This window comes from Bacillus sp. OxB-1, from assembly GCF_000829195.1.
GTDB lineage: Bacteria > Bacillota > Bacilli > Bacillales_A > Planococcaceae > Sporosarcina.
Map to the genome: position 1 here is coordinate 2,519,323 of NZ_AP013294.1, position 25,383 is coordinate 2,544,705.

General features: G+C 45.6%; 30 protein-coding genes and 1 pseudogene. 22 read left to right on the plus strand and 9 right to left on the minus strand.

Going from position 1 to position 25,383, the window contains the following annotated elements; translation table 11 throughout:
• Positions 1-105: 105 nt before the first annotated feature.
• From OXB_RS12340 to OXB_RS12350, 3 genes and pseudogenes are all read right to left on the minus strand, one after another.
• Positions 106-512, minus strand: a pseudogene (locus tag OXB_RS12340) (transposase); the annotation flags it as partial.
• Positions 513-633: 121 nt separating this feature from the next.
• Complete coding sequence (locus tag OXB_RS12345; protein WP_041074656.1) at positions 634-1,107, minus strand: hypothetical protein; 474 nt, start codon at positions 1,105-1,107, stop codon at positions 634-636.
• Positions 1,108-1,676: 569 nt separating this feature from the next.
• The gene (locus OXB_RS12350) at positions 1,677-1,973 is read right to left on the minus strand and encodes a KGG domain-containing protein (protein ID WP_041074658.1); all 297 of its coding nucleotides are present in this window, start codon (positions 1,971-1,973) and stop codon (positions 1,677-1,679) included.
• Between the two features lie 306 nt (positions 1,974-2,279).
• Here OXB_RS12350 and msrA point away from each other — a divergent pair, with 306 nt between their 5' ends.
• The 4 genes from msrA (at position 2,280) to OXB_RS12370 (ending at position 4,775) form a co-directional block, all read left to right on the plus strand.
• On the plus strand, positions 2,280-2,954 hold the full coding sequence (gene msrA, locus OXB_RS12355) for a peptide-methionine (S)-S-oxide reductase MsrA (RefSeq protein WP_041074660.1): 675 nt from the start codon (positions 2,280-2,282) through the stop codon (positions 2,952-2,954).
• A 108-nt stretch (positions 2,955-3,062) separates the two neighbouring features.
• Positions 3,063-3,320: a PepSY domain-containing protein gene (locus tag OXB_RS12360; RefSeq protein ID WP_041074662.1), complete on the plus strand. Its 258-nt coding sequence runs from the start codon at positions 3,063-3,065 to the stop codon at positions 3,318-3,320.
• A gap of 193 nt (positions 3,321-3,513) precedes the next feature.
• Complete coding sequence (locus OXB_RS12365; RefSeq protein ID WP_041076732.1) at positions 3,514-4,167, plus strand: hypothetical protein; 654 nt, start codon at positions 3,514-3,516, stop codon at positions 4,165-4,167.
• A gap of 62 nt (positions 4,168-4,229) precedes the next feature.
• Positions 4,230-4,775: a hypothetical protein gene (locus OXB_RS12370; RefSeq protein WP_144399697.1), complete on the plus strand. Its 546-nt coding sequence runs from the start codon at positions 4,230-4,232 to the stop codon at positions 4,773-4,775.
• A gap of 48 nt (positions 4,776-4,823) precedes the next feature.
• Here the strand turns inward: OXB_RS12370 and OXB_RS12375 are convergent, their stop codons facing one another.
• The gene (locus tag OXB_RS12375) at positions 4,824-5,195 is read right to left on the minus strand and encodes a DUF2512 family protein (RefSeq protein WP_041074666.1); all 372 of its coding nucleotides are present in this window, start codon (positions 5,193-5,195) and stop codon (positions 4,824-4,826) included.
• Positions 5,196-5,305: 110 nt separating this feature from the next.
• Here OXB_RS12375 and OXB_RS12380 point away from each other — a divergent pair, with 110 nt between their 5' ends.
• The 8 genes from OXB_RS12380 (at position 5,306) to OXB_RS12415 (ending at position 10,960) form a co-directional block, all read left to right on the plus strand.
• Entirely contained in the window at positions 5,306-5,773 is a 468-nt protein-coding gene (locus OXB_RS12380) for a low molecular weight protein-tyrosine-phosphatase (protein WP_041074668.1), read from the plus strand.
• Between the two features lie 44 nt (positions 5,774-5,817).
• Positions 5,818-6,192: a hypothetical protein gene (locus tag OXB_RS18020; RefSeq protein ID WP_052484014.1), complete on the plus strand. Its 375-nt coding sequence runs from the start codon at positions 5,818-5,820 to the stop codon at positions 6,190-6,192.
• Positions 6,193-6,557: 365 nt separating this feature from the next.
• A complete protein-coding gene (gene ehuB, locus OXB_RS12390; protein ID WP_041074670.1) occupies positions 6,558-7,445 on the plus strand; it encodes an ectoine/hydroxyectoine ABC transporter substrate-binding protein EhuB in 888 nt (295 codons plus the stop codon).
• An 84-nt stretch (positions 7,446-7,529) separates the two neighbouring features.
• A complete protein-coding gene (locus OXB_RS12395; RefSeq protein ID WP_084212467.1) occupies positions 7,530-8,192 on the plus strand; it encodes an amino acid ABC transporter permease in 663 nt (220 codons plus the stop codon).
• Positions 8,189-8,875 carry an ectoine/hydroxyectoine ABC transporter permease subunit EhuD gene (ehuD, locus tag OXB_RS12400; protein ID WP_041074672.1) on the plus strand — a complete coding sequence of 229 codons (687 nt, stop codon included), beginning with the start codon at positions 8,189-8,191 and terminating at the stop codon, positions 8,873-8,875. Before OXB_RS12395 ends, ehuD begins: the two co-directional genes overlap by 4 nt.
• Positions 8,876-8,898: 23 nt before the next feature.
• A complete protein-coding gene (gene ehuA / locus OXB_RS12405; RefSeq protein WP_041074674.1) occupies positions 8,899-9,696 on the plus strand; it encodes an ectoine/hydroxyectoine ABC transporter ATP-binding protein EhuA in 798 nt (265 codons plus the stop codon).
• 168 nt (positions 9,697-9,864) lie between these two features.
• A complete protein-coding gene (locus OXB_RS12410) occupies positions 9,865-10,449 on the plus strand; it encodes a hypothetical protein (protein WP_144399698.1) in 585 nt (194 codons plus the stop codon).
• Positions 10,450-10,465: 16 nt separating this feature from the next.
• Positions 10,466-10,960 (plus strand): DUF1648 domain-containing protein, encoded by a 495-nt coding sequence (locus OXB_RS12415; protein ID WP_052484015.1) that lies wholly within the window; start codon positions 10,466-10,468, stop codon positions 10,958-10,960.
• Positions 10,961-11,035: 75 nt separating this feature from the next.
• Here OXB_RS12415 and OXB_RS12420 read toward each other — a convergent pair whose 3' ends face one another.
• On the minus strand, positions 11,036-12,289 hold the full coding sequence (locus tag OXB_RS12420) for an erythromycin esterase family protein (protein ID WP_041074678.1): 1,254 nt from the start codon (positions 12,287-12,289) through the stop codon (positions 11,036-11,038).
• 91 nt (positions 12,290-12,380) lie between these two features.
• Here OXB_RS12420 and OXB_RS12425 point away from each other — a divergent pair, with 91 nt between their 5' ends.
• The 4 genes from OXB_RS12425 (at position 12,381) to OXB_RS12440 (ending at position 15,342) form a co-directional block, all read left to right on the plus strand.
• The gene (locus tag OXB_RS12425; RefSeq protein ID WP_041074680.1) at positions 12,381-13,139 is read left to right on the plus strand and encodes an alpha/beta fold hydrolase; all 759 of its coding nucleotides are present in this window, start codon (positions 12,381-12,383) and stop codon (positions 13,137-13,139) included.
• A gap of 60 nt (positions 13,140-13,199) precedes the next feature.
• Positions 13,200-14,051, plus strand: coding sequence for a dimethylarginine dimethylaminohydrolase family protein (locus OXB_RS12430; RefSeq protein ID WP_041074682.1), 852 nt, complete (start codon positions 13,200-13,202; stop codon positions 14,049-14,051).
• A 146-nt stretch (positions 14,052-14,197) separates the two neighbouring features.
• Positions 14,198-14,617, plus strand: coding sequence for a DUF948 domain-containing protein (locus tag OXB_RS12435; protein ID WP_041074685.1), 420 nt, complete (start codon positions 14,198-14,200; stop codon positions 14,615-14,617).
• 176 nt (positions 14,618-14,793) lie between these two features.
• Complete coding sequence (locus OXB_RS12440) at positions 14,794-15,342, plus strand: DUF948 domain-containing protein (protein WP_070098207.1); 549 nt, start codon at positions 14,794-14,796, stop codon at positions 15,340-15,342.
• Positions 15,343-15,386: 44 nt separating this feature from the next.
• On the opposite strand, the gene OXB_RS12445 is transcribed toward OXB_RS12440, so the two are convergent.
• Entirely contained in the window at positions 15,387-15,836 is a 450-nt protein-coding gene (locus OXB_RS12445) for a DUF948 domain-containing protein (protein ID WP_041074687.1), read from the minus strand.
• A 22-nt stretch (positions 15,837-15,858) separates the two neighbouring features.
• Entirely contained in the window at positions 15,859-16,359 is a 501-nt protein-coding gene (locus tag OXB_RS18025; protein ID WP_052484016.1) for a DUF948 domain-containing protein, read from the minus strand.
• 545 nt (positions 16,360-16,904) lie between these two features.
• Here OXB_RS18025 and OXB_RS12455 point away from each other — a divergent pair.
• The 4 genes from OXB_RS12455 (at position 16,905) to OXB_RS12470 (ending at position 22,066) form a co-directional block, all read left to right on the plus strand.
• Complete coding sequence (locus OXB_RS12455) at positions 16,905-18,020, plus strand: IS4 family transposase (protein WP_041072671.1); 1,116 nt, start codon at positions 16,905-16,907, stop codon at positions 18,018-18,020.
• Between the two features lie 228 nt (positions 18,021-18,248).
• Complete coding sequence (locus tag OXB_RS12460; protein ID WP_041074688.1) at positions 18,249-19,103, plus strand: AAA family ATPase; 855 nt, start codon at positions 18,249-18,251, stop codon at positions 19,101-19,103.
• A 330-nt stretch (positions 19,104-19,433) separates the two neighbouring features.
• The gene (locus tag OXB_RS12465) at positions 19,434-19,796 is read left to right on the plus strand and encodes a YppE family protein (protein WP_041074691.1); all 363 of its coding nucleotides are present in this window, start codon (positions 19,434-19,436) and stop codon (positions 19,794-19,796) included.
• Positions 19,793-22,066 (plus strand): DEAD/DEAH box helicase, encoded by a 2,274-nt coding sequence (locus tag OXB_RS12470; protein ID WP_041074693.1) that lies wholly within the window; start codon positions 19,793-19,795, stop codon positions 22,064-22,066. Before OXB_RS12465 ends, OXB_RS12470 begins: the two co-directional genes overlap by 4 nt.
• 855 nt (positions 22,067-22,921) lie before the next feature.
• On the opposite strand, the gene OXB_RS12475 is transcribed toward OXB_RS12470, so the two are convergent.
• The gene (locus OXB_RS12475; protein ID WP_041074695.1) at positions 22,922-23,182 is read right to left on the minus strand and encodes a hypothetical protein; all 261 of its coding nucleotides are present in this window, start codon (positions 23,180-23,182) and stop codon (positions 22,922-22,924) included.
• Between the two features lie 499 nt (positions 23,183-23,681).
• Here OXB_RS12475 and OXB_RS12480 point away from each other — a divergent pair, with 499 nt between their 5' ends.
• Positions 23,682-24,239 carry a DUF402 domain-containing protein gene (locus tag OXB_RS12480; RefSeq protein WP_041074697.1) on the plus strand — a complete coding sequence of 186 codons (558 nt, stop codon included), beginning with the start codon at positions 23,682-23,684 and terminating at the stop codon, positions 24,237-24,239.
• 141 nt (positions 24,240-24,380) lie between these two features.
• Positions 24,381-24,623 (plus strand): hypothetical protein, encoded by a 243-nt coding sequence (locus OXB_RS12485; RefSeq protein ID WP_041074699.1) that lies wholly within the window; start codon positions 24,381-24,383, stop codon positions 24,621-24,623.
• A gap of 254 nt (positions 24,624-24,877) precedes the next feature.
• Here OXB_RS12485 and OXB_RS12490 read toward each other — a convergent pair whose 3' ends face one another.
• A complete protein-coding gene (locus OXB_RS12490; protein ID WP_052484017.1) occupies positions 24,878-25,225 on the minus strand; it encodes a hypothetical protein in 348 nt (115 codons plus the stop codon).
• Positions 25,226-25,383 lie beyond the last annotated feature (158 nt).

Sequence of the window (25,383 nt, forward strand, 5' to 3'; positions counted from 1 at the left end):
GGCTCTCGAAAACGCAGGTGAAAAACACTGATTTAGGCGAAGAAATCTTTGGAAAAATCACTAGTGTCGCATAGAGTAGGTTTGGAATACTCCGTCTACATTTCTCTGCCTTATTTCATCAGCGGACAAATCGAACCGGTTTGTGATCAAATTCAATTGATTGCCTTTGGAATCCAGTACTTTCAGAAGACGAAACACTTTCGTGTGGTGCCGATGACGATTATCTCATCAGACAACACGATGGAGTCTTCCGGAGATTTAAAGTGTTCGAGCGATCGTACGACTGCTTTTTTCCGCAGGCGGGAGACGAAGAAATACCCCTCATCCGTCATGCGGTCAAACCGCTCGTAATCCAAATAGCCCCGATCGAACACATACAGACATTCCTTGTCGTCGTCAACTAGCACTTCCAGTTGACCGCGCTCTTGTTCTGTGGCGTTTGTCAAAACCGCATGGTCTGGATAGGAACAACCGTCTTCCAGAAACACAAGCCGCAGATGAAGCTTCCGTCGGCACTTGGCGTAAATTGGTTCTACCCATTGCTCAAATGCTGTTTTTCGTCTTAGCCATGAGATTGTCCTTTATTTTGGATTTGGATGGATTACTGCCTCCAACCCATTATAAAGGATTTTTTTATAATTGCTGGACTACATTTATTAGGACGTTTAATTTTTCTTTGAGTAAAACATAGTTAGGGTGTTCTGTGATATTGGCTTCTGTATTTGCCATTAAATTCAAATATGAAGTTATTTCTTTTATATAAGAATTGGTGAATTCAACGAGGTTAAAAGTATGTTTACATTTCACTTGATTAGAGAATTTATCGAAATTTGTAATTAAAATATTTGATGACGATTTTTCAAAAGTGTATGTGTTGGGATTGCCGAAAGTTTCAAGGGTTTGTTTCTTACCGTTCTTATTTAACTCGATTAATATATCACATAAAGCAATTAATATTGTATTGTGCATAGTTGTGGAGAGAAGTAGAGATTCTTGCCTGCTATCTTCAATAAATAATTCTAGATAGCTATCTAAGTAGTAGTCATAATTAAAATTTTTGTCCTTGAGGACGGATACATCATTTTCAATAACAAATTTTATCTTCATTTAGCCTTCACTCCTATTGTCACTTCTTAATTACAGATGTTCCACTTACTGGATAAGATGTCTTTATAATATTGTCTTTCGTAACAACTGTGGTCATCTCAGATATTTAGGAATATAAGTATACACTTTTGTTCCATCTGCATGAGTACTTTTCAGTGTTCCTTTTTCCGAAGATTCCATAACTAGATCCTTTATTTTAGCATCCCCTAAAGCTTTGGGGAATAAAGTTGTCCCGTTGGTTGCAGAGGTTCCTGAAACGTGTCTTTTGTATATATGATTCCAACCAGTACGGCTGTTTCCATCTAATAAGTCAATGAAATCATTGCTCAAGACATCCAGCTTGAAGTGAAGGAATTGGAAAAACGCCATCTGTGTTCAATGCGATACCACTGTCAGATTACATCGATGCTGAAGAGCGGGCTGTGCTGGATGCCTCCAAGGCGTCACTATGCACAAATGATCTGGAAACAGGGAACCACCTTTTAGCAGAACAGGCATTGTTTGGAATGAAGTAAAGGTTGATTCCCGAAAAAAAAGACCCTGCGAACAGGGCCCTTCCATATGTTGAATTAATCGTTTTTCCGTTGTCTCGCTCGCGCTTCGCCGCCTTTGCGACCTGCTTCTTCCTTGCTCATCTTGCCATCGTTGTCATCATTGTCATTTTGGCGAGCGCGGGCTTCTCCACCTTTACGTCCGATCTCTTCGTAGAACTCACGGTCATGATTTCGGGAAGTCGCTTCTCCGCCTTTACGGCCGATTTCTTCATAGAACTCATGGCCGTGTCTCTCCGAAGTTGTTTCGCCCCCTTTGCGTCCTGCTTCTTCTACCGTCATTTTACCGTTGTCATTGTTGTTGTCTTTTGCCATTGTGAATTCCTCCTCTAAGATTCTGTATTCGTGGTGCTGCTAATCTTCTTCCCCATGCGTTTGCCTATTAAACATGCAGATCTGCCAAACACGGATAGAAGGCCCCCGCCAGGCTTCATTTCTCAATTCATATTTTCCTTTCAACTAGACAAAGCGGACGGATTCCAGGACCTCGGTGTGAATGCCGCGACCCAGATTCTCCATGTGGAAATCCATTCCTTTTTGTAACAGAATAAGGCAAGGGAACAGAAAAGCAATTGATTAATTCTAGGATGTTCGGCAATAGTCATAAAAGGAGTGATACGTATGGAATTTCAACATCGGACCATCGTTCATATCGAAGCGGAACTGCGGGATAGGAAGGTAGAGACCGCAACATTTGGAATGGGGTGCTTTTGGGGGCCGGAAGCCCGTTTCGGCGGCTTGCCGGGCGTCATGCGGACGCGTGTCGGTTACGCAGGAGGGACGACTGCAGCGCCGACATACCGGGAAATGGGGGATCATAGTGAAACGGTGGAAGTGGATTTTGACCCGCAAGTGATTCGGTTTGAAGACGTGCTCCGGCAGTTTTGGCGAAACCACTATCCGAACCGGGGCCATTATAAAGGCAGGCAATACTTGTCCATTTTACGCTATCATGACGACGAGCAATTGGAAGTGATAGAACGAGTGAAGCGGGAGATGGAAGGGGAGCTGGGCGAAGCGATCGAAACGGAGATTGCCCCGTTTGAAACCTTCACCTTGGCGGAAGAGCGTCATCAAAAATATTATTTGAAGCGGTATCCAACCGCTCCAGAACAATTAAAGGAATTATATCCAGAGCCGCATCTGTTCGTAGACTCCACCTTTGCAGCTCGGTTGAACGGCTTTGTTAAAGGATTTCGGATGCGAGACAGCTTACTTGAGGAAGTAGCGGATTGGCAATTGCCGCCCGACTACCGTCAGTATTTAATGGACAAGTTGAAGGCGATGAAATGGTGAGATGTTACGTGCAGCAAATTGAAATAGGAACTGAATGCCCTAGCTTGGAACCCATCCATGCCCCAAGTCATACGATGATAAGGACTGAATGAATTTGGGGGGAACGCATTGACGAATCGGCATTGGCAAGGAAACGACGGATATTGGGGGAATCATTGGCAAAATCCGCAGTATCGGAGAATCTCACTAGAGCAGGCGATAGCAATTGCGCAGGAACAAGTCCCTGGAAATGTTGTGAAAGCCGAGTTGGACTATGATGATGGACGGTTGATCTATGAAATCGATATCCGAACCGCACAAGGCTTGAAATACGAAGTGAAAGTGGATGCCAACACGGGGCAAGTGATTCGAGTCAAGTTAGACTGATCACAAAAGCGTAGGCGGGGCAGCGCTAGAGCACAGTTGCCCAAACGGAAGAGGTATAGTAGGACCCCAAGCTTGAGCTTTTCAGAGCTTGGGTTTTTCTAGTGCGGATCGGGAATTCTAGAAGCAGGAGCGCGATTGTCGTATACTAGGTGTAACACAAGCAGTCATGACAAATGGAAAAGGGGATATGAGGATGATCAAGTCGGCGACGTTCTATACGAATCGTTTGAAGTCCCTAAGACGGTTTTACGGATTTGTACTTGGTTTGGATGTGACCGAATCCACGGATGAGCAATTTACGATACGAGTGGGATCATCTGAGATGACGTTTAAACAAACGGAAGCAGCTGCATATTATCACTTTGCCATCAATATCCCAGGCAACCAATTTTCCATGATGAAGTATTGGCTATCTGATCGACTCACCTTAAATCGTGACAGTGGACGCGATGAAATTTATTTTGCAGGATTCGATGCAGACTCCCTGTATTTTGAGGATCCAGCCGGAAATATTGTCGAATTAATCGGACGCCGAAAGCGCGATTTATTTGGCGATTTATCGAAAGAATCTTTTCTTAACGTAAGTGAAATCGGCATTGTGACGCCTTTTGTCACCGATGTCGGCGAGCAGCTGATGGATGCGGGCATTCCGCTGCGCAAAGGGACGGAAGTCGATCCGAGCGGCTTGAATTTTCTCGGACAGGATGATTGGTATGTGGTATTGGTCCCACCAGGCCGCAGATGGTATTTTTCGGATGCCTTAGCGGAGACATTCCCGCTCGCCTTTACTTGGGGCGAAGGACAACGGATCTCCATCGATTCAAATGGTAGGATTCAGCTGGAGTAGCGCATAAGCACTAAAAGAATTGATGAAAGGAGATCAGGATGATTGGAATATGGAAATCAGGCGTGAATACCATTGTCTATGCTGTGATTTGGCTGTTGTTCGTCGCCTACTTGTCCAGTTATGTCATTCAAGATTCTTTTTATGCTTGGATGATTCTGAATGGCGGGGTGGTACTCCTCATCGCCGCATGTCTATTCTTGGCGTGGCGCAAGCACCGGAATTTCCCGAAGCGGGTTTCGATGCTCAGTGCGCTTGCAGCGGCTGTTTTTATGATGATTCCACTGCTGGTTCATGTCTTTCCTTCGATTTATTTTATCATCATTTTGCTGGGGAATTCACTCCTTTTTCCCTTGATGTATCGGCAATCAAAACCGAAAAATCCCGGTTATGTCGAGCGTAAATGGAGAGCGCTTTTTATCTATGCAAGTATGGGCATAGCAGCTGCGATTATACTATTCTGCCTACTTATTGCTATTTTGCCGGAAATGTTCCCTTTTGAATTTTGGACAATTGCTGCCATCGTTTTATATGCCTTTGGTACCTTGTTAGGTATTCTGATTATGGAAATTCTTCATGTGCTTGAGAAAACGGGACAAATCAAAAGATGAGTACATAAGAAAACTCCGAAACACCGGAGCGGATTTCGGAGTCTTGTTTCAAACCTGATGATGAGAAAATTGGGTCCGGAGCATCCAAGCATGGAAGAAGAACTCACCAAAAGTGATGAGGGCGCCTGTCAGCAGAGCTTCACCAAGGGAGTCATCATAACCCAACAAGTGGAGTCCGCCCCAGAGGAGGAGAAAACCGATAATCAGATCGCCAAACGTAGCCGCGCCATTGCCCATCTTCGGCAAGACCATCATATCCCCGGCTACATAGGAAACAAGTAATAGAGCAATCCCCAGTAGGGTGGAATGAAAAAAAGAAACGCCATAAATGAGCGTTAAGACAATCCACACAACGGGAAAGATCAAGCCTCCCTTTAGCGCTAATGCTTTCCCGTGGTTGACGATGGAATTCTCATTCATCTGTATCCCTCCAAATTCGTATTTTGTGCTTTACACCTAAACTGCCCAGTAAATGATGTTTATAACATGGGAAATTAAGTAATTCTGACTAAGTGAAAGAGGTGTTCTGAATGATTCGTGTTTTATTTGTCTGTCTCGGAAATATTTGTCGATCGCCTATGGCGGAAGCGGTGTTCCGTCATTTGGTACAGCAAGAGCGATTGGAAGATGTCATCGTAGTCGATTCAGCCGCCACGAGCAATTGGCATATCGGGAAGCCACCACATGCCGGAACGATCGCCAAATTGAAAGAAAACGGCATTTCGACGGAAGGAATGGCAGGACGCCAATTGGATACGTCGGACTTTGAAACATATGATTTTATTGTCGGTATGGACACTAGCAATATGGAAGATATCCGTCGGATGCTCGGACAGCCGGATCATCCGAAAATTTTGCGTTTGCTCGACTTGACCGAGCGCCGAATGGATGTCCCTGACCCGTATTTTACGGGAGATTTCCAAGAAACTTATGAACTCGTCACAGAAGGCTGTGAAGCATTGCTCAATCAAATAAAAGCGTCCGGACGATTAGAATAGGTATGCTGCCAAGGGGGATTTCAGGTTTTGGGGCGGACCTGCCCGTGACGGATTTCAAAACATTTCAAGCGGACAGCTATTCTTTTGCCCGAATGCTAGGAAAATCGATTGATGTCAGTCAAAAGGCTGCGTATCCTGCCAATTTCCATCACATCCGAACAACGGAAGGGTTATTCATATTGCTGAATGCTCATTATCATTACCTTTCATTTGCTGTTGAAGTGAGTTTTGGAACAATCCGTTTCGTAAATGCTGTGGAATGGGCAGCGCTTTTTGAGGAAGCGGGCTACCGTGTTTGCACCTCAGCTGAATTGGAGCAACCGTTACGTGATGTCCAGTTTGAAGATGGGGAAAAAGATTTGTGGAAACATTGGCGACCAAGTCATATTGGAGACGTTATATACAATTTTTGGGATTAATGCAGGACCTTCTTGTGAGAAAATAGATAAAAACAATTTAATATAAAAAGAACGACAATAATTATGGAATTATTCATAATTGTTGTCGTTTTTTATTTTTCCATATAGCCTTCTGGAAATAACTAATGAAAAAAATGTTCCTAAATAGGTGGAAAGCTCTGTTTTTCTACGATTCCAGAAAAAAAATTAACTTTTTTTCTTAAAATTTTAAACCTCTTGTAAACGCTATCAGAACGGGGCTCGCTGAGTTTTCAAATTTTCTGGATGCCGTGAAAAATTCTGAAATCGGTTTGAACTTTAAAATCAGCTATGTTAACCTAGTAACTATCAAAAAATAGCTTTATAAAAAAATAAGGAGGAACATTGTGAGAAAACTAGGCATTGGATTGATTTCGTTGGTTATAGTGCTCGTTCTTGCTGCTTGCGGCAGTGGAGATGCAGGATCCGCCAACGGAAAAGAAGGAAATAAACTGGAAGCGTTGCAAGAACAGGGGTCAGTCAAAATCGGGTTTGCCAATGAGAAGCCGTATGCGTATGAAGAAGATGGCGAACTGAAAGGAGCCGCGGTGGCAATCGCCCAAGAAGTGTTTGCCAACCTCGGGATCAAGGAAGTGGATGGACAGCTATCGGAATTCGGGCAGCTCATCCCAGCATTAGGTGCGGGGAAATTTGATGTCATTACAGCCGGAATGGCGATCACGCCGGACCGTTGTACGAATGTCGCATTTGGTGAGCCGGAAATCCGATATGGAGAAGGGCTGATCGTCGAAAAAGGCAATCCGATGAATTTGCATAGCTACAAAGACATCGCCGATAATCCGGATATTAAAGTGGCCGTCATGAGCGGTGCGACTGAAAGAGATTTCATGCTTCGCGAAGGAGTTGCGGAAAATCAAATTACGACAGTACCGGATATCCCGGCTTCCTTCTCCGCTGTTGAATCGGGCCGTGCTCATGTGACAACGGGAACGGAAATGACGATTAAAATGGCGTTGGAGTCAGCCAATAATGAGAAGCTGGAATTCGTCAATGATTTCGAGCAACCCGATATCGAAGGCGTGCCAAGCTACGGAGCGGCTGCATTCTTGAACGGGGACGATGACCTTCGGGAAGCGTATAATGCCGAATTGCAGAAGCTGAAAGAAAGCGGCAAACTCGCGGAACTGATCGAGCCCTATGGCTTTACGGAGGAAATGAATACGGTCGATCCGTCGATTACCACCGCCAGCATTTGCAGCGGGGAAAATTATTAAAAGAGGAGGTCGGTTTCAGGGCCTCGTCGAATAAAAGGGGAGCCCTGAACCTCCTTAAAAAAGAATGGTATTTGGAGTGATTTGGTGAGTTCCATAACGGAAATAGCCCTTGAGTTAACCAAAGGGTTGAAAGTAACCTTGCTTGTCTTAGTGTTATCCATTATTTGCTCCAGTATAATCGCCTTTGTGGCAGGATTGTCCCGAATCTCTTCGAACCGTCTGCTGACAGGATTCACTGGATTTTACGTTGAGATATTTCGGGGCACTTCGCTCATCGTGCAATTATTCTGGTTTTCATACGCCTTGCCCGGCTTGTTCGGCATCCATCTCGGAAGCGATATTTGGACAGCGGTGCTAGCCATCTCCCTCAATTACGGGGCGTATATGTCTGAAGTTGTCAGAAGCTCCATCCTGGCGGTCGCTCCCGGACAGACAGAAGCCGCCACTGCCTTGAATCTGTCGAAGTTCCAACGCATGCGCCACATCATCATTCCCCAAGCAGTCCGCATGATGTTGCCGGAATACGGAAACTACCTCATTCAAATTTTGAAAGCCACTTCGCTCGTGTCGTTGATCGGACTGACAGATCTGTTGTACTACGGCAATATTTACCGAAGCACCCATCTGGCAGAAGCGCCAATTGTCTACATCCTTCTTCTTGTCATGTACTTCGTGCTCGCCCTGCCATTGATCGCGTTTACTAGAAAGATGGAGAAAGTGTCGAAGAAAGGGGTGGCGCACGGATGACTTGGGATTGGAATGTTTTTTTTGAAGTCATACCTCTAATTTTCAAAGGGTTATGGATTACGCTCGGCTTGACGATCGCCTGTTATGTATTCGCGGCCATCTTCGGCTTTGTCTGGGTGTTTCTATATCGCATACCAGTGAGCGGCATCCGTTGGCTGTTCAGTTGGATTGCAGAATTCATCCGATCTACACCGCCGCTGATCCAATTGTTCTTCTTGTATTACGCATGGCCGATGGTGCCGGTCGTCGGGGTGACGCTCAATCCGTTCGTCGCAGCCATTCTTGGACTTGGCATTCATTTCAGTACGTATATGGCGGAAGTGTACCGGTCCGGCATCGAGTCGGTCGATAAAGGTCAGTGGGAAGCGGCGACTGCGTTAAATTTATCGACGCGCCAAAAATGGCTGAAGATCGTTTTACCGCAAGCCATTCCGCCAACGATTCCGATGCTTGGCAACTATTTGATTATCATGTTCAAAGAAGTACCGCTGGCGTCGACAATCGGTGTTGTGGCGATGCTCCATATCGCCAATGATTATGGCGCACAATATTATAAATACGTCGAACCGTTGACGGTCGTTGCGCTGTTCTTCTTGCTGTTGAGTTATCCAGCCGCGTTGCTCATTTCGAAGCTGGAGAAAAAGTACAATCGGCGGTTTGATAAGAAGACCGCTACGTTGTGAAGGAAGTTCAAAGGAGGGGTTCCATGAGTGAACCGATCGTGCAATATAAAAATATCCGCAAATCTTTCGGAGAGGTGGACGTTTTGAAAGGGATCGACCTCGATATCCAGCCTGCTGAAAAGGTCGCTCTCATTGGACCAAGCGGCTCTGGGAAAACGACGATTATCCGGATGCTAATGACGTTGGAGCAGCCGACGTCCGGGAAAATCGAAGTGGATGGCCGAAATTTATGGCAGATGGAGAAAAAGGGGGAATGGGTGACAGCAGATGAAAAACATCTCCGCGAAATCCGGGGGGACATCGGCATGGTATTCCAACATTTCAACCTGTTTCCGCATATGACGATACTCGAAAACTGCATGCTGGCGCCTGTCATCGTCAAAAATGAAAGCAAGGAGACCGTTCGCGAAACAGCAGTGGAAATGCTGGAGAAGGTCGGGCTCGGAGAAAAGATTGACCTGTATCCGAGCCAGCTATCCGGCGGCCAGAAACAGCGGGTCGCCATGGCGCGAGCGCTCATGATGCGTCCGAAAGTGATGCTGTTCGATGAAGTGACATCCGCCTTGGACCCGGAACTGGTCGGGGAAGTGCTGGAAGTGATCCGCGATCTTGCGAAGGAGGGGGAGATGGCAATGATCCTCGTCACGCATGAAATGGATTTCGCCCTCGACATCGCAGACCGCGTCCTCTTCCTGAATGAAGGCGTCATCGAAGAGGAAGGCCATCCGACCGATATTCTCGTCAATCCGAAAAGCGAACGGCTGCAAGACTTCCTCGGCAGGTTTAACGGCAGGGCAAAAGAGGAGCAAGGGGTTGTCTAGAAAGAGTAGGCATCGGAAAATATCCGATGTCTTTTTTTCTCAGGATAACCCTAGGGAAAACCGAGCCCCTAAGACCTAGGCCCCTTTCATTCATTGACAAAGGGCACATCCACCGATAGGGACGTTATGGTAAAATGGGAAAAACAAGCATGAGGGATGGAAATAAAAGTGAGATTAATTCCAGCATTTATTCTAAGCCTGGCAGTGCTGGCAGGGTGCGGCGCACAAGATGTAAATGAAGCGGCAGTCGTTGAGGAACCGGTAGATAAAGTGGAGGTACTGGCGGAAGACGAAATCGGAAAATCATCAGAGTCAAAAGAAGAGCCAGAAGAAAACGAACAAACGAAGCAGCTTTACCAATTTGAGACGATGACATTCGAATTGATGAACGGTGAGACAGCCCGCGGGCAGTTCCAAGTGAATTTGCTGGATCCTGCGGAGACATATGAAATCGCCGAAAGAGTAAAAGCCGAGCTGCTGGAATACTTCCCGGACTATGACCATGATGGAGAAAAACCGATTAGCCGGTCCCCTTCTCACTGGAACCCGGCCTTCATTTTCAAATTAACGGATGGGAATCAGCAAGAATTGCTGTTCAGCACAATCGATCGCACAATAAAAGCAGAGGAGAGTCATACACTGAACGTAGCAGTGGTCGATGTTACTACGACAACATTCGAGGGGACTGTACCAGACGGCGGTTCAACATTTGATGAAGTGTTCGATAGACTAAGAAAAGCGATTGGAAAATAGACAGGAGGGTAGACCGATGATGAATCCGCCTAAATTGGAAATTCCGAAGACGTGGTGGGAGAAATGGTTTGACCGATTCACATTGGGTGTTTTTCTGGCAGCGGTCATCTATGGCCTGTTTGCATGGCCTGCCTTACCCGTGGAAGTGCCGATCCATTTCAATATGACGGGGGAAATCGACGGTTGGGGCCATAAAGGATTCCTGTTCCTGTTGCCGGGAATCGGCGCGTTCCTGTGGATCGTACTGTCGTTCGTCGAGAAGCATCCCGAAACACATAATTACCAAGGGCTGACAGAAGAAAACGCACCCCGTTTGTACCGCAACTCGATTTGGCTCATCCATATCATGAAAAATGAAATCCTTCTTTTCATTTCCTACATGACTTGGAAAATTATCCAGAACGCATTCGGCCGTTATTTGAGCGGCGGCGTCTGGGACATGATTATTTTCCTTATCGTCCTGTTCGGTTCCATGGGATTTTTCATTTACCGCGGCATAAAAATCAAGTGAAACGCCTGTCTCTCCGAATAGGAAAAGACAGGCGTTTTTAGGTGCGATGAACTGTATTCCGTGCCCTGGAAGTTTTTAAAGCGGCTTCAACGCTGTTGTTTCATCGAGATAAATGAACGCGTCGTATCGGTGGCTAATACGGGAGGAGACATAGTTGCCGTACGCCTCAAATTCGGGATGATAGACGACCCCGATGGCGCGGTGGCCGACCCAATCCTGAAATAAAGAACGGTTCTCTTCATTAAATAGGAGCACTTTATCTTCTTCTCCCGCTGCATGTAGCTGACCTTCCCACGTATTGAAACGAGCGGGAGGGACGGTCATTCGCTGCAAGGGATCGCCCCAGTTTTCAGCTGCGATGACTGTCCCGGCATACATGCCGAATCCGATGGCATACGTATTGTCCCTGCCGTATTGTTCCCGTATCAATTGGCCGACGTTCAGCATATCCTCATTCTTCATCGACGTCTCGGACGCATCGCCGATATGGGTGTTATGCTCCCAGACAATCACTTTCGCTCCAGCGCCATGATATTCCTTGAGCTTCTGAATCGCTTCGACCATATGCGTATCCCGGATATTCCACGAAATGGCCTCTTCTTTCAGCATCGACCGGTAATACGACTCCGCATTTTTGGCAACCAATGCGTTCATCGCAAGGTTCAAGTCTTCCTCCTGTCCTTCCCCGTACCGTGCGGCATGGTTTCGTATGGAAACGAGCAGTTCCGATACTTCGCGAATGCACTCATCCGAAAAATGGGCGGTCGACAACGCATAGTGTTCGGGCATGCGATTATATGGCTCAAAGCAGGTAAACGCCTTTTTGGCCAATTCCAAATCTACCCCGAATGAAGGATTTTCCTTCAAAAACTTCAGCATTTCATCGATCGATTCATAAAGGCTGTATAGATCAATGTCGTAAAATCCGACCATCCGCTCCGGTTCCCGTTGGTCATTCTCATCTTTCAGCCAGTTGATGAGCGCTTCAATCTCCTCGTTCGCCCACATCCACGTCGGCCAGCGGTTAAACGCCTCGGTCAACAGTTCAGTGGTGGATCGTTTCTTTACCGAAAACCCTTTGATATGCTGATTGACTTCCTGCGCAGACGGCCAATCGCCCTCGACCGCAATGAGTGAAAATCCTTTTTCCCGAATCAAACGCTTCGTCAGCTCCGCACGGACCGTATAAAATTCCGATGTCCCATGTGATGCTTCCCCGAGCATGACGATTTCGGCGTCTCCGATTGCGTCGATTATTGCATCGATCGTCGATTTTTCATGCAGGGGGAGGGCGTGCGATTGAATCGCCTTCACAAGCTTTTTGGACAAATTGCCTCCGTCTCCTTCCTCTATCGATCCTTTTGTTACAATTAGTATACCCATGAGATTTCCCAAAAAACGATTATAGGGAGTTGGTCGGATGGCGGTCTTTTATGAACAATTTGGAAAAATAGGGGAAGGGCCTCTTCTCGTATTCATCCATGGCGGCGGAGCCGGAGGATGGATGTGGGACAAGCAAGTCAGTCACTTCCGCGATTATCATTGCATTGTGCCGACATTGCAAGGGCATGGCGTACGTAGCGAGGAAGGGACGTTTTCAATCCGGGACAACGCGCAAGAGCTGATCGATTTGATTGAAACCGAAAGGGCGGGTCGAACTGTCCATATTATCGGTTTTTCCATCGGAGCGCAGATTGCATTGGAAATGTTGAATCTAGCTCCGCATTTGGCGCAGACTGCGATGGTCAATAGTGCACTACTTCGTCCGATGGCTTGGGCGAAGCCGTTCATCAGGCCGTCCATCCGCATAACGATGCCCCTCATCCGCAACCGGGCCTTCGCAAAAATGCAAGCGAAACAATTGTATTTGGATGAGGAGTATTTCGATAGATACTATGAAGATAGCGTGAAAATGAAAGCTGGGACACTCATCGACATGTTGCGGGAAAACCTATCCTTTACCATTCCGAAAGGGGTTTCCAACAGCTCGACCTCCATACTCGCCACTGCCGGAATGAAAGAACGGAACAGCGTCATCCAATCGGCTAAGCAACTCACTGCGCTTCGGCCCGATTGGCACTGTCTTCTCGTCCCCGGCATCGGTCACGGATTTCCGATCGCCCGCCCGGACTTGTTCAATCAAACCGTGGAAAAGTGGCTGGCAGAACACATAGTATAGGTTTAGGTTTGGAGTAAACGGGAATATACCTCGAGAGAACTGCTTTTGAAGGAGGAAGACATGGAATCTCCCGTAACACAACAGACGAAAACGAAATGTGATACAGAATATGAGACGCTGAAACGCGTCATTTTGTGCCAACCGCAATTCATGGCAATCGAGGACGTCATCAATGACGTTCAGAAACAATATAAAGAGGAAAACATCGATGTCGAACGCGCGATGGAACAGCACCGAATATTTGAACAGCAACTGCGAAAACATGGCGTGGAAGTGGTGAAGCTTCCGTCATCCGAACAATTTCCGGAACAAGTCTTCACCCGCGACATCGGCTTTACCGTCGGGGAAGAAGTCTTTGTCGCTGAAATGGCAAGTGACATCCGGAAAGGGGAGGAAGTGGCGCTCGAAGAATGGTTAGCCGATGAGAACATTCCATTTCAAACGACGGCGGATCGGGTCGAAGGCGGGGACGTCCTCATCGACCGGGAAAAGATCTTCGTCGGGATCAGCAGCCGGACATCCGAACAGGCTGTTGCCATGTTGGAAAAAGAATTGACCGACCACGAAGTGATCCGCGTCCCGTTTGAAGAAAAATACTTGCATCTGGATTGCGTATTCAATATTCTATCCCCCGAAGTGGCGCTCATTTTCCCGCAAGCACTTTCCGCTGATATGGTGGACTACCTCGGCGCGATGTATACGCTCATCGAGGTGTCCGCTGAGGAGCAATTCACACTTGGGACGAACGTTTTATCTATCGGAAACGGCAAAGTGTTCAGCCTTCCGATGAACCAAGATGTCAATGCGGCAATGCGGGCGCATGGATTCGAAGTAATCGAAGTCGATTTTTCCGAAATCATCAAATCGGGCGGCTCCTTCCGTTGCTGCTCCATGCCGCTTGAGCGGAAATGATATTCAAGACGAACCCTTCACAACAATCAGTGTGAGGGTTTTATTTTTTGAATGAATCCGGTCCTCTTTCCTCTTAATCTTCTAGCCTTCACGCTTAAAGGGCTGGGAAAGGTGGTATAGAAAAGAAGAGAGGAGGTTCGGAAGTGATGTTGAGTGCAATCGGAGTGTTACTGATCGCCATTGCCTTTGCTGTCGTTTCTATTTATGTGGCCAAACTTTTGCATCGAGTCGCCCAGAGTATCGGGACACTGGGTGAAACTGCCAAACGGATGGAAGGGCAGATTGATCAAACTGTTGGGGCGGTAGAACGGACGTTAGAAGAAGCAGATTGGACAATCCGGGACATTGACGTCAAGCTGGAAGCATTGGATAGTGTCTTCGAAACAGCTGAAGAAGTCGGTGAAACGGCCTATCTGGCGAGTACCGGGTTGAAGGAAGCGACAGGCGTCTATGCGAAAAGCGAAGCCATGCCCGGAACAAAACCGTTCGTCCGGGTCGTTCAGTTTTCTGAACTGACGCTCTGCATGGTGGATTCTTGGAAACGTGGAAAAAAAGCATCGTCTTGATTTTATTGCAAATGTAGGGTCGGCTATAGAATTCCCCCACGTCTAGTGGGGGAAGAATTCCGGCTGAATTAAAGTGAAAGCTTGCGGCGGATGTTTGGAGTTTTTTGGGGGACGGTTCAGTAAGAAACTACCGGTATTTACGCTGCGGCATAATGAATCAGAAAGGGTGGGAACGCATGAGTTTGACAGGAGTTGGCGTACTTTTAATCGGAGCCGGATTTTTAGTCCTTGCTATTTTCATCGCCAAAGTACTGAATCATTTCAGCTCCATTTTGGAAGGTGTGAACGAGACAGTGGATCGGCTGCCGGATCAGTTGGACGAGGTCCTTGCCGAGACCGGTGAGATGATCCGACATTCCAACGACACATTGGCGGACGTCAATGAAAAGCTTGGCACACTGACCCCGTTGTTTCACGTCGCGGGAGATGTCGGCGAGACGACACGGAAACTGTCCTCTTCCCTTGTCGATGTGGCCGAAGCAGCGAAGAGCAAGGTCGTCGATATCGATGAGGAGAAACGGAACAAACGTCTCGGCGGTTTATACGGGACGGCAGCGCTGGGCCTTTATGCAGCGCGGAAACGGAAGGAGGCGAAGAGCGGCGGTTTAAAAAGGCCGCGCAACCTTATGGCAACCGGGGAAGAGAAAGCGTTCGATATCGCACGCATGAAAGCAGAAGCAAAAGAAGCGGCACGGGAAGGAAAATATCTCGTGCAAGACCAATGATAAAAGCGTAGAGGAGCCCAAAATGTGTGGGTCCTCTACGCTTTTTATTTTTCTGAAGAGATTTCTGCAATCTCTTTCATCTCTTTCCTTCTTTGGGAAAGGAAGAAAAGGAATGACAGGATGCCATAAAGTCCTTCGTACTTCTCCTGTTTTGAGTATTCCTTTGCACTAGTGGTCTGGGCTTTCAGCAAATTCGTTTTCTCCAAAGCGGATAACGATAACGTTCGTGCCGCTTTTCCAGTATCGCCTACGATATGGAAAAAGGGATTAAGCGAATGGACTTGGTTGTTGACCTGATTCAATGTCGCATTGCTTGTCTGCAACATATCCGTCGCCTGGGCCGACACATCGTCGACTACATCGGGGAGGCGATCGGTCGTTTCCTGCAAGCCTTCCAGCAAATCGGCCGCCTTGTTCAATGGCTTAATCAGCAAGATGACGAGGACTACAAATGCAATGCCGATGAGCAGTACACCGATTCCCATCCAATCCATATTGTATCACCTCTTTTTTCGTTTATTCCCGACTGCGGTATTCGAGTTGTGGGACGGATGCCGATTGGGAAGACGCTCCCGTGGATTGCCTTGCCGCTTTTTGTTGGGCCGCTTCTTTCTCCTTTTTCAGCCGATAATAAATCCGTGCCGCCGCTTCCGTCAAGGCGGTCGCTTTTTCCATCAACGGCCGCAGTTTTTTAGGTGGTGTCGCGATTTGTTGAGATAAAGACTCAAAGGATTCGTTCAAGTGCTCCTTCGTTTGGCCGAAGTTTCGAGCGGACTTGGTCAACTGGTCCAATGATTGTACTTTGGTCTCGACATCGTCCGCAATCCGGTTCGTTTTCTCCATCAATTGCGCGGATTGCTCCGTGATGCCGTTTAACTTCGTTTCCACTCGCTGGACGGTTTCCGACAATGAATTCATCGTCTGTTTCGTGTTTTTCAGAACGAGGAAGACAAAGACCGCAATGAGAGCCAAAGATAGAGCCGCGATGGCTGCGCTCACATATAAAAGGATGTGCAACGATTCTCCACCTCCATTTCAAGATGCGTACTTCCTTCTATTTTTACCACCAATCTTCTATTGGTAAACACATAGGCTAGAGGAGTTGAAGCGCGGATCATGGCTTGGAGGGTAAACACTGGGCATAAGGGGAAGGGAGATTATTAGAAAAGCAGGTGGTACAATATTGATATTGTGAGATTGTGCAAGTTTGTATCAGTTTCCGAGATTACATTTGCAGTATTCCGCGAACAGTCCAATTAATGGAAGTGCAATGAAATGAAGACGACAACTGGATTATATCTTTTTTTATTGCGATCCACTTTGTGAATCTGACAAACCTGACAGCAATCGTCTTCTTGGTATTGGGAAAAAGCTAGCCTTCGGTAGTGAAAATTGGCGCTATCGTTTTAGTGGTCCTGTTAACTCACTAGTGTTGCATTAATATCTTTTGAAGATTAGGAATTCATAAAACCTTCAAAAATCTAAGGAATCCAAAAGAAAAAGTCCTTTATAATGGAAGGTACAGGTAGTTCCTGTCCAAATCCAATACAAAGGACCAACTCATGGACAAGAATACACGAAAAACTTCATTTGGTAAATGGCTGAATGCCATTGATTTTGAGAAATTCAACGAAATTGTGACCATACATGGGCAAGACCGGTATACAAAGAAGTTAACGACGCAAGCTTACACACTTCTCATGCTGTATGCTCAATTAATGGAGTCAGACAGCCTGCACGCACTGGAAGCAGCGCTGACAAACCGGGATTTCCAACGGGCGATCGGCGTGGATTCCATCAGTGTGTCGCAGCTTTCCAGAAAGAATAATCGGTTGGATCCAACGGTTCTGTCGAATCTTTTCATGCAACTGGTTAGTCAGATCGCTGTACAAAAACTTTCGCCCAAAAAGGGGTTGCTCCTGAAAATCATCGACTCCACAACGATCCCGTTGAACGTAAACCATTTTAAATGGGCCGAATTCCGGGAGACCAAGGCCGGCGTAAAGCTGCATATACGCTTGGTGTTCGATGAAAACGGCACTCATTACCCCGACAAAGAGGTCATCACGAACGCCAAGGAGCACGACCGTAATCAACTCGAAGTGCTTGTTGACGACAAGGAGGCCATGTATGTTTTCGACCGCGGGTATGTGGATTATGAACGGTTTGACCGCTTCACGGACGATGGGCTTTTCTTCGTCTGTCGGTTGAAGAAGAATGCCGTTCTGCATCCCATCCACACATTCTCCCTTCCGGAAGGGAGTGATGCCCTTTCCGACACGATGGCGTTCGTAGGCGCCAATCCGAACTGTACGGAGAACGTTTTCCGAATCCTTGTCATCCCTGATGGCAAGGGGGGCGAATTGCGGCTGATCACCAATCGTTTCGACATTTCCGCGGAGGAAATCAGCGAAATCTACCGTTCTCGCTGGGCCATCGAATTGTTCTTCAAGTGGCTCAAGCAGCACGTGAAGATCAAGCATTTCTACGGTCAAAGTGAATACGCTGTGAAAAACCAGATTTATCTGGCTCTGATTGCCTATTGTCTGAACGTCCTGATTCAATCGGAAACAAACAGCAGGAAATCCATCTTGGCGATTTCACGTATTCTAGCCGCTAATCTATGGGAGTCGTCCCGGTATTGGCTTCGTAGAATCAGGAGTGGAAGCATACCGTAACGATCCCTGCTGACCCGTCACTTATGGATAACTGTATAAACTTACCAAATGGACAGCGCTACCTTTATTCAGGTGCTTCCCTTTTTGGCAAAAATAAAGATAGAATGGTGACTGAATATTTAATTAATATTCATGCAACGCTAGTGCTGTTAACTATAAAAACAATTGTGGACGAGAGAAACAGATGGACGACAAAGGATGCAGGTATCAATAAATAGGGAGGAAATCATGATCTATTTACGTGAAATTTCGTTTCCCAATGAGGATAGGGAATTTAAATTTTTCTTGAATATAAAAAGAACATGCTATGACTCGTTTTATCCATTTAAAGTTCTATCAAGAAATGGCTTTGAAACGATTGCTTTTGAGCCCGTGACGATATTATATGGAGGCAACGGTTCCGGAAAATCCACTGCCTTACATGTAATAGCAGAAAAAACAGGAATCCAACGCGATTCTATCTATAATAAGTCAAATTTCTACCCCGATTATGTGCAATTGTGTGAGATGCAGCTTAAAGCGGACATTCCTGAAAACAGCAGAATTATTACAAGTGATGACGTATTTGACTATATGTTGAATATCCGGAATCTCAATGAAGGAATTGATCAAAAACGGGAAGAACTATTTGAAGAATATTTGGATGCAAAATACTCCCATTTTCAAATGAAATCTTTGGCAGATTACGAGCAGCTGACAAAAGTGAACACAGCTAGAAGGAAAACACAGTCCCGTTTTGTAAGGAATGAATTGATGGACAATGTGAGAGGGTATTCGAATGGGGAAAGTGCGTTCCGGTATTTCACTGAAAAGATTGGCGATCAAGGACTTTACATTTTGGATGAGCCGGAAAATAGTCTTTCTCCAAAGCGCCAGATGGAATTGGTGAGATTTATTGAAGACTCTGCTCGTTTTTTTGGCTGTCAGTTTATCATTTCAACACATTCTCCATTTCTGCTCTCCATGAGGGAGGCAAAAATTTATAACCTGGATGAAAATCCGGTTAGGACGCGCCACTGGACGGAACTAGATAATGTCCGAACATACTATGAATTTTTCAAAAGCCATGAAAACGAGTTTTAAAATGGTTCGTGATCATGGAAGAAATAATCAAGGGGTATAGTATGACAACTGCATAGACTACATAATTGCATTGATGGTTGAGAGGGATGGCGATTGTCATCCTTTTTAGTTGGTAAAGAGAGGAAGGCAAGCTACGGTTCTGCATTGAAATCAATTGATGCTAGATTATAATTATATTATGTAAACCATAATGGGATTTTGAAAGTCCCTGAACACCAAATCGATAAAAGCATTCCTCCATCCAAATCGGAATGCACGTTCGTCCTGCTATGGAGAATGAGTGCGAAATCTGCTAGAATGAAGGAAATTAACCGGAAGGAGCAGGGCAGGATGCATTTAATAGAAGAAACAGAACGACTCCTCTCCGTTTGCCGGGAGTGTCGGGAACGTCATGCCGATATGCGGGAGCAGGATAGGGAGCCGGATTTTTTCCAGGAAGTGAAACCATATGCGGATCTGACGCATGCGTGGCTGGATGAATGGACGAGCGCCGTATCGGAATGGATCAAAGTTGCCAAGCCGCTCTACGTCCATCCGCATCAAATCGAATCGCTGCATGATTCCATGAAGCAGTTCATCGTCCAGTCGTTTTATCCGAAAACCGGAAAAAAACGGTTCGTCTTGTCGATCCACTCGGCTGAGTATACATTGAAGACCATTTTGGATGCGCTGCGAAAGGAAGGAGGGCAATGAAACAGACAAAACTGTCCATCCCTGAAATACTGGAACAGCTGCATACGGACCCGGCTTTTTCATCAAATATCGTACACACAAGAACTATCCCCGGCAAAGAGGCGGTATACGCTGAATTTCCGGAACGTCTGCATCCGTCAATCATCCGTGCACTTGGGACGAAAGGGATCGGGCGATTGTATAGCCATCAGAAGGAAGCTTTCGAGTTGGCTGCATCGGATCAATCATTCACGGCAGTAACTCCAACCGCGTCCGGGAAATCGCTGTGCTATCATCTGCCGGTTATGCAAAGCATTTTGGAAGATGATACGTCGCGGGCCATTTATTTATTCCCGACGAAGGCGCTTGCCCAAGATCAGTTGGCAGATTTGCACGAGTTGATCGAAGCGAGCGGGGAGGCGATCCTCAGCTATACGTATGACGGGGATACGGCGCCGGGATTGCGGTCCAAAGTGCGTAAATCGGGTCATATCGTTCTGACGAATCCAGATATGCTTCACTCGGGTATTTTGCCGCATCATACGAAATGGGTATCGCTCTTCGAGAACTTGAAATATATCATTATCGATGAACTTCATACGTATAAAGGGGTATTCGGCAGCCATGTCGCGCATGTGCTCCGCAGATTGAAACGGATTTGCAATTACTATGGAAGCGATCCGGTCTTCATATGCACCTCGGCGACGATCGCCAACCCGAAAGAACTGGCGGAATCACTGACGAATACGGAAATGCGATTGATTGAAAACAACGGGGCGCCGGCGGGGAAGAAGCATTTCGTCTTTTATAATCCGCCTGTCGTCCATCCGACGTTTGGTATAAGGCGCAGCGCCGTGTTGGAAGTCCGAGATCTAGCGTCGTTTCTCTATCGGGAAGGAATCCAGACGATCGTTTTCGCAAAAAGCCGGGTGCGCGTAGAAATGCTTGTGACGTATATGAAAGAACTGACGAAAAAAAAGCTGTTCGATGAAACGATAATGGGCTATCGGGGCGGTTATTTGCCGTCGGAGCGGCGGAAAATCGAAAAGGGCCTGCGGGAAGGGGACATCCGGACCGTCGTCAGCACAAATGCGCTGGAACTCGGTATTGATATCGGTCAACTGCAAGCGTGCATCATGACGGGGTACCCGGGAAATATTGCGAGTGCCTTCCAACAGGCGGGCCGCGCGGGAAGACGCCAGGAAGAGGCGCTTATCATTTACGTTGCCCAATCGATGGCGCTGGACCAATACATCATCGATCATCCCGATTATTTGCTGGGCCAGTCCCCGGAAGAGGCGCGGATCCATCCCGACAATCTGTTCATCCTAATGGATCATTTGAAATGCGCTTCCTTTGAATTGCCGTTTACGTTAACGGAGACGTACGGGGAATTCGAAGTCCAGGACTTGCTCGCTTTTTTAGAAGCAGAAGGCGTGCTCGTCAAAACGAGCGACAAATGGCATTGGATGACGGACCGCTTTCCCGCAAGCGAAGTGAGCTTACGATCCGCAGCACAGGAGAACGTCGTCATTATCGATAAAACCCATCCAAAGGAAACGGCCGTCATCGGGGAAATGGACCGCTTCAGCGCCATGACCTTGCTCCATGAAGAAGCGATTTATATGCATCAAGGCACCCAGTACCAAGTCGAAGAGCTGGATTGGGAGGAAAAGAAGGCTTACGTCACAGAAGTAGATGTCGATTACTTCACGGACGCGAACCTTGCGGTGGAATTGAAAGTGATGAGCGAAGACGCGCTTCAGCCGCTTGGAGAACACGAAGTTGCCTTTGGCGACATCGCGGTGTTGGCGATCCCGACGATATTTAAGAAGATTAAGTTTAATGAAAAACATGATAATATAGGATCGGGACCGATTGATCTACCGGCGGAAGAGCTGCATACGAACGGGACTTGGCTGACATTTGACTTGCCGGAAGGGTGGAAAGAAGCCGACCTGACAGATTCCATGACGTCAGCAGCATACGCCATCCAGTCATTGGTTCCTCTGTTTATCCGATGTGATCGAAATGATGTCCATGTCGTACCGCAAGTGAAGGCGATCCATACAGGGAAGCCGACTATCTTTATACATGACAGCTACCCAGGCGGTATCGGATTAAGCGAGAAGATATTTGAACGTTGGCAAGAACTGCTCTCGATGACCGCTGATCATGTTGCGAACTGTAGCTGTGAGGCGGGTTGTCCGGTTTGCATCGGTGCTCAGGAAGCCGGGCAGAAGGATAATAAACGACGTGCTGAAGACCTGTTACGTACGCTGGCAAAATAAAAGAAGGGGCTGAAGATCATTGATCCATGGTTTCGGCCCTTCTTCATTAATTTCATTTAACATCAGGCAAACTTGAATTATTTTCAAAGCAACAGGTTACGAAGATGCTGCATTAGTCGGACTACGATAGGGACATTCGATTGGGTGTTATATTCTTCTGTCGCTAGAGGGTGAGGTAAAAACGGCACATACTGTTGAATTCAAATTTATGGAAATAAAAACAATGAATAATTTACTAACCTTGAGCGAAGATAAGAACAGTTAGTTAAATAAATCATTGGAGGTGCATTCCATAATGAAGGGAAAATATTTAGCCTTATCATTGGCGGCGGTAATACTATTAAGCGCTTGTGGACTAGACAAAAACGGTGACAATGATTTCAAAGTGCGGGATCCATTGTTGGAGGACGGCGGGCAAAATGATATAGGTAAATAGAAGGGATTCCTCTTTGTGTGAGGATAGTTCTGACGATTCCACGAAAACCAAAGTAACGACGGTAGACGGCGAAGTCCATATCGTCAAAGGCCATCCAGAAGATTTCATGGAGCAGATTGGTATTGGGAGCTAGTCGGGACCGAACCTTGAAGACAGTCACCGGGAACATATTCTGCCCCGGCTAGCAAAAATTGAAAGGGCTTAGTTGGGCTTTACTAAATAGGTCCAGGAAATCAAGTCATCTCTGAAGAACCTTGAACTAACAGTCATGAGAGACGTGCTGACGAGTTGTTGGGGGGAATAATAAAGGGCTGAAGCTGTTTACATTGACAGTTTCAACCTTTTTTTCATTAGTTTGTAAATAATTTAACGGTTAATGCCAATGCCAATGGGATTATTAAATAAACTGCTTCCGATTATTAATTAATTTTTCCCATTCTCTTAATTTGATAGTTTAGTTGATCAATTTGTTTTTGCATTTTGTCCAGTTCTTTTGTTAGTTGACCTTGAGAACCTTGCTGATTTGAACGTTCTAGTTCTTGGAGTGCAATACCTGCGGCAATTGTCGAAATTCCATCACCCAATGTAGAAAGTGCCGCCCCGAGCAAAGCAAGCTTGGCTGCGAATATTTCGGGAGAGTCAGAATTTGGTCCGACCTCTGGTTTATTTGCGTTGTACATAACAAGCCTCCTTTATAACACTAGCTATGATTTAAAAAGTATAAGAACCAAACAGCATGAATGCGCTCGTCAGGCTCATTCATAAAGACCGATTTTACATCGCCCAAATAGTCTTTTGTAAAGTCTTCTGTGGTTTCGGGAGCTGGTTCCTTCCCAGTTAGTTGGAAATGGAGAGACTGAAATGTTTGGCAGTGCCTAATTTTTATTATTTTATCTTTATCACCTTAGGAAGGGGATTGATTAGCAAAAATTAAATGGCAAGATGTGGTACAATGCTCTGCATCCCTATCATAACTGCATTCTAAATTATATTATGTTCTATTTTCTAATCAGTGAATAATAAAAGACCAACGAAATACTTTATCCGGTTTGATTGATGAGGAAGAAAACACAAATAGAAATAGCAAATAAAGACGCTCAGTCCCATGAGCACTTTTATTTGCTTAAATCTATGTTACGATTTGTTTGGAATGAACATGGGCATAGGAGGCAACCAAACATGGATTTAAGTACACTCCCTATTCAACGTGGGGATAACATAATAGAAAGAAAAATACGGTATGATTCAGTAGTGGTAGAACATAGGTGTAAGTTATTAAAAGCACAAAGTAATAGTGTAGTACTTTTCCATGCTATACAAAATTCCTTTACGATGATGGCAAGTCAAACAAAATTATCTATACCTAAAGGTAGTTATACAATCGGTTATTACTGGAAAGATCGTCCGTATAATTTATACGTTTGGAGAGATGAAAAAGGGAAGTATTTAGGTTCCTATTTTAATATTGTAAAGAATACATACATGACCGATCAGTTGGTATCCTTTGAGGATTTGATTATTGATATTATGGTTCTTCCGAATGGAGAATACTTTATTTTAGACGAGGATGAGTTACCAGAGACATTGTCTCGATTTGAAAATGGGACTGTCCTACAAGCCCTAAATTCATTAACGGATTCCATTGATATTTTTCTTCCTCAAATCATTTCAGAAACCGGAAAAAACTATAAGCATGAAGAACTTCTTCCTTGGTTGAACAAAGGATTAACTTTTTGATAAAGCATACTTTTTACAATGATAGTACATTCTTGAAAGAAGATTGGGGAGACGCTCTAGATAGAGGATTCTGGTGAAGATATCAAATGAAGGTTTCCCCTCTCATTTATCGAATAGTAGTTAAGTAAGGAGGGATTTTCAATGACAAATGAAGAAGTAAACAAACTATCGGATATGCTATTACAAAGCCTTTATGATTATCATTTTGCTAATAACGGAGGAAGCTACACCTTGCCTAAAGCCATGCTAAATGCTGACGTCAACAGCAAACTCGCCATTGACTATCTAATCGAAAATGAATATGCCGCGGATAGTGGGCAAGGGACGGACAACCTAGTTTTGGCAATAACGCCAAAAGGTATGGAGTATATTAAAAACAAATAAGCACATTAAGCGATTAATTGAGAGCGTCCAATCGGGCGTTTTTTTATTTTAAGGTTGCAAGGTATTGGACGCTGGGATTGAAAGTGTTAAGTGAAAATTGTCCGCCATTTTTTCATGAATATGGCCATAAGGCTGAAGTGCAACGGCAGCTGTAAACGTTCGGTACCCGTCCAATTCTTGAAAGTCCTTTGTTATCTATATCCCTCAAAAATAGTTTTAGTAGCCAACCTTCCAACTCACCAATTCTGTCTCACTTAATCAAAATCCCGCTTAAGTTTAAACAATTCCATCTCATTTTTAGCTGTCTTTTGATAAGTGAATTCCAATTCGCTTCGTATATCGGCAAGTTGTTCTTTGATGTCAGTTACATTTCCTTGCATTTTATGCACATCCATCGCCAGGCTTTCCAGTCGGGCGTCAGTTTCTTCTTGACGGTCGCGTAAGGCAAGTGTAATTTCCTTCAGCTCGTCCAAAGTTTCCAGTTTTTTTGTGTTGTCATCCACTTTAGACTTGATTTCATTCAATTCGAATTTGAAATCCTTCATTTCGGTCTTGACGTCTTTCAATTCAGCTAAGATTTGTTGCAATAATTTTTCGCTCAAACCGATCATCCTTTCGCGTGGTATTCATTAATCTATCAACGTTTAAACGACTTTGGAGTCCGATGTTTAATTCCCTATATTATATGATAGTTACTATTATAGAGCAACATACGGCAACTTTTGACGAAAGTTATGAAATCTTGGTTTTAAAATCCCTT

Bases quoted from the DNA above. Each gene is read 5' to 3' on its own strand.
- OXB_RS12380 (WP_041074668.1), top strand. From the start codon at position 5,306: ATGATTCGTGTTTTATTTGTCTGTCTCGGAAATATTTGTCGATCGCCT.
- OXB_RS12345 (WP_041074656.1), bottom strand. From the start codon at position 1,107: ATGAAGATAAAATTTGTTATTGAAAATGATGTATCCGTCCTCAAGGAC.
- OXB_RS12425 (WP_041074680.1), top strand. From the start codon at position 12,381: ATGGCGGTCTTTTATGAACAATTTGGAAAAATAGGGGAAGGGCCTCTT.
- OXB_RS12415 (WP_052484015.1), top strand. From the start codon at position 10,466: ATGATGAATCCGCCTAAATTGGAAATTCCGAAGACGTGGTGGGAGAAA.
- OXB_RS12470 (WP_041074693.1), top strand. From the start codon at position 19,793: ATGAAACAGACAAAACTGTCCATCCCTGAAATACTGGAACAGCTGCAT.
- ehuD (WP_041074672.1), top strand. From the start codon at position 8,189: ATGACTTGGGATTGGAATGTTTTTTTTGAAGTCATACCTCTAATTTTC.
- OXB_RS12455 (WP_041072671.1), top strand. From the start codon at position 16,905: ATGGACAAGAATACACGAAAAACTTCATTTGGTAAATGGCTGAATGCC.
- OXB_RS12445 (WP_041074687.1), bottom strand. From the start codon at position 15,836: ATGGATTGGATGGGAATCGGTGTACTGCTCATCGGCATTGCATTTGTA.
- OXB_RS12475 (WP_041074695.1), bottom strand. From the start codon at position 23,182: ATGTACAACGCAAATAAACCAGAGGTCGGACCAAATTCTGACTCTCCC.
- msrA (WP_041074660.1), top strand. From the start codon at position 2,280: ATGGAATTTCAACATCGGACCATCGTTCATATCGAAGCGGAACTGCGG.
- OXB_RS12485 (WP_041074699.1), top strand. From the start codon at position 24,381: ATGACAAATGAAGAAGTAAACAAACTATCGGATATGCTATTACAAAGC.
- OXB_RS12440 (WP_070098207.1), top strand. From the start codon at position 14,794: ATGAGTTTGACAGGAGTTGGCGTACTTTTAATCGGAGCCGGATTTTTA.
- OXB_RS12465 (WP_041074691.1), top strand. From the start codon at position 19,434: ATGCATTTAATAGAAGAAACAGAACGACTCCTCTCCGTTTGCCGGGAG.
- OXB_RS12460 (WP_041074688.1), top strand. From the start codon at position 18,249: ATGATCTATTTACGTGAAATTTCGTTTCCCAATGAGGATAGGGAATTT.
- OXB_RS12435 (WP_041074685.1), top strand. From the start codon at position 14,198: ATGTTGAGTGCAATCGGAGTGTTACTGATCGCCATTGCCTTTGCTGTC.
- OXB_RS12480 (WP_041074697.1), top strand. From the start codon at position 23,682: ATGGATTTAAGTACACTCCCTATTCAACGTGGGGATAACATAATAGAA.
- OXB_RS12430 (WP_041074682.1), top strand. From the start codon at position 13,200: ATGGAATCTCCCGTAACACAACAGACGAAAACGAAATGTGATACAGAA.
- OXB_RS12365 (WP_041076732.1), top strand. From the start codon at position 3,514: ATGATCAAGTCGGCGACGTTCTATACGAATCGTTTGAAGTCCCTAAGA.
- ehuA (WP_041074674.1), top strand. From the start codon at position 8,899: ATGAGTGAACCGATCGTGCAATATAAAAATATCCGCAAATCTTTCGGA.
- OXB_RS12375 (WP_041074666.1), bottom strand. From the start codon at position 5,195: ATGAATGAGAATTCCATCGTCAACCACGGGAAAGCATTAGCGCTAAAG.
- OXB_RS12350 (WP_041074658.1), bottom strand. From the start codon at position 1,973: ATGGCAAAAGACAACAACAATGACAACGGTAAAATGACGGTAGAAGAA.